Origin of the sequence: Microbacterium sp. Leaf351, assembly GCF_001423825.1 — a bacterium.
Classification (GTDB): Bacteria; Actinomycetota; Actinomycetes; order Actinomycetales; family Microbacteriaceae; genus Microbacterium; species Microbacterium ginsengisoli.
On the sequence record NZ_LMPK01000018.1, the window covers coordinates 97,210 to 99,824 of the forward strand.

Annotated in this window: 3 protein-coding genes and 1 pseudogene; all 4 read left to right on the forward strand. The window is 73.5% G+C overall.

Translation table 11 applies throughout. The features are described 5' to 3' along the window. Positions 1 to 239: pseudogene (locus tag ASG00_RS17625) on the forward strand (biotin--[acetyl-CoA-carboxylase] ligase); the annotation flags it as partial. A gap of 75 nt (positions 240 to 314) precedes the next feature. Continuing rightward, a complete protein-coding gene (locus ASG00_RS07260; RefSeq protein WP_056207977.1) occupies positions 315 to 863 on the forward strand; it encodes a PH domain-containing protein in 549 nt (182 codons plus the stop codon). A 52-nt stretch (positions 864 to 915) separates the two neighbouring features. Further along, complete coding sequence (locus ASG00_RS07265) at positions 916 to 2,052, forward strand: 5-(carboxyamino)imidazole ribonucleotide synthase (protein ID WP_056207980.1); 1,137 nt, start codon at positions 916 to 918, stop codon at positions 2,050 to 2,052. A gap of 133 nt (positions 2,053 to 2,185) precedes the next feature. Then, positions 2,186 to 2,615: 5-(carboxyamino)imidazole ribonucleotide mutase (gene purE / locus ASG00_RS07270; RefSeq protein ID WP_056208021.1), on the forward strand; the 430-nt coding region annotated here is incomplete at its 3' end.

Here is a 2,615-nt window from a genome sequence, read left to right on the forward strand (position 1 = left end):
CTCTCGACGAGCAGCTGGCCGCGCTCGCGGCAGCCGGAGGCGACGCGTCGGCGGCGGGTCTGCGGGGTGAGATCGAGGCGCTGTGCCTGACGCTCGGGCGCGCCGTCACCGTGTCCCTCCCCGACGGTTCCGCGCTCGTGGGCGAGGCCGTGCGCATCGACACCGACGGACGCCTGGTCGTGCGCGGGGCTGCGGGTGAGACGGCCGTCGCAGCGGGAGACGTCACCCACGTGCGGTGAGGTGGGGCGTCGCTCGCCGTTCCGGTCCCGCGTGGCGCAGCTCGCGCCGTCGGTACCGGCCGCCACAATGAGAGGGTGAGCAACACCTCGGCCTACGGCTACGGCCGGCCGCAGACCCCCGCCCCGGGTGTCGACGCGCCCGAACGGCGCATCGCCCGGATGCGACCGGTGGGTGCCGGACTGTTCTGGTCGGCGCTTCTGCTCATCGCTGTGTGCGGCGCGACCGGCTACTTCCTGTTCGACCCGCCTTTCGGGCTGCCGATCTGGGTGGTCCCCGCCGTGGCCGCGATCGTCATCGTGCTGCTCGTCGTACTGCCGTATCTCGCGTGGTCCGCGCACACCTACACGATCACGACGCGCCGGGTCATCGAGCGCAGCGGTCTGCTCTCACGCACCCACCGCGAGGTCGGTCACACGCGCGGCTATGCGATCACCGTCCGGCGCGGCCTGTGGCAGCGTCTGTGGCGCGCGGGCACGATCGAGCTCGCCTCCGGCACCGAGAAACCTCTCGTGCTGCGCGGCATCCGCGACGTGAACCTCGTGCACGAGGTGCTCGTCGACCAGGTCGAGGTCGGACAGATCCTGGCCCACCGCGACAGTCACACCACCGGCGAGACCCTCTGACGCGCACCCGTCGCGACGCCTGCGGCAGAATGGATCGGTCGAAGGGAGACGCATGACCGTGCGCGTCGGAGTCGTCGGGGGCGGGCAGCTCGCCCGCATGATGATCGCCCCGGCGGTCGAGCTGGGCGTGGAGATCCGCGTGCTCGCGGAGGAGCCGGGCATGTCGGCGGCGCTCGCCGCGACGGCCGTGGGCGACTACCGAGACATCGAGACGGTGCGGGCGTTCGCGAAAGACGTCGACGTGCTCACCTTCGACCACGAGCACGTTCCGCAGGACGTGCTGCGCGCCCTCATCGCCGACGGCGTCGCCGTGCACCCCGGGCCGGACGCCCTGCAGTACGCGCAGGACAAGCTCGCGATGCGCCGTAAGGTCGCCGAGCTCGGCCTCCCTCAGCCCGACTGGGCGGAGGTCGCCGACGCCGAGGCGCTGGGTGCATTCCTCGCCTCCCACGGCGGCCGCGCCGTGGTCAAGACTCCGCGCGGCGGCTACGACGGCAAGGGCGTGCGGGTCGTCGGTGCGGCCACCGACGCCGACGACTGGTTCGCGGCGCTCGCCGAGGATGGCCGCGGCGGTGCGCTGCTCGTCGAGGAGCTCGTCGACTTCGACCGCGAGCTCGCCGCGCAGGTCGCCCGCCGCCCCTCGGGGGAGCTCGTCGCGTATCCGGTCGTGGAGACGGTGCAGCGCGGCGGCGTGTGTGCCGAGGTCGTCGCCCCGGCGGCGGGCCTCGCCCCCGAGGTCGCCGCCGAGGCGACCCGCATCGCGACCGGCGTCGCGCACGGCGTCGGCGTCACCGGGATGCTGGCGGTGGAGCTGTTCGCGACGGCCTCCGGACGCGTGCTGGTCAACGAGTTCGCGATGCGCCCGCACAACAGCGGCCACTGGACGCAGGACGGCGCGGTGACCAGCCAGTTCGAGCAGCACCTGCGTGCCGTGCTCGATCTGCCCCTGGGCGACACCGCCGCGCGCGCGCCCTGGACCGTGATGATCAACGTGCTCGGCGGCCCCGTCGCCGGATCGCTCGACGAGCGCTTCGCTGCGGCGATGGCCGCGCACCCCGACGCGAAGGTGCACACCTACGGCAAGGCGCCCCGACCCGGGCGGAAGGTCGGCCACGTCAACGTGTCGGGGAGCGATCTCGACGCGGTCCGCGCGGACGCCGTGGCCGCGGCATCCTTCTTCCTCGACTGAGGCGTGCGCCGGGCGGCCGGCGCCCGGATGCCGTGACCGCGCGCCGTTGCGGTGATGTCCAGCACGAGCGCCCTAGCCTGGACGGGTGACGCGCGCGCTGCATTCCTCCGACGCGCCCCTGGTCGGGGTCGTGATGGGTTCCGACTCCGACTGGCGGGTGATGGCCGACGCCTCCCAGGTGCTGGGCGACTTCGGCGTGCCGCACGAGGTCGAGATCGTCTCCGCCCACCGCACCCCCGACAAGCTGATCGCCTACGGGCGTGAGGCGCGCGGCCGCGGCCTGAAGGCGATCATCGCGGGCGCCGGCGGTGCCGCGCACCTCCCCGGGATGCTCGCCTCCGTCACCGCCCTCCCCGTCATCGGGGTGCCGGTGCCGCTCGCGACCCTCGACGGGCTCGACTCGCTGCTGTCGATCGTTCAGATGCCCGGCGGCATCCCGGTCGCGACCGTCTCGATCGGCGGCGCGAAGAACGCCGGGCTGCTCGCCGTGCGCATCCTCGGTGCCTCCGATCCGCGCCTCGCCGACAGGGTCGAGGCGTACGCGCGCGAGCTGGAGGATCAGG

Bases quoted from the DNA above. Each gene is read 5' to 3' on its own strand.
- ASG00_RS07265 (WP_056207980.1), top strand. From the start codon at position 916: ATGACCGTGCGCGTCGGAGTCGTCGGGGGCGGGCAGCTCGCCCGCATG.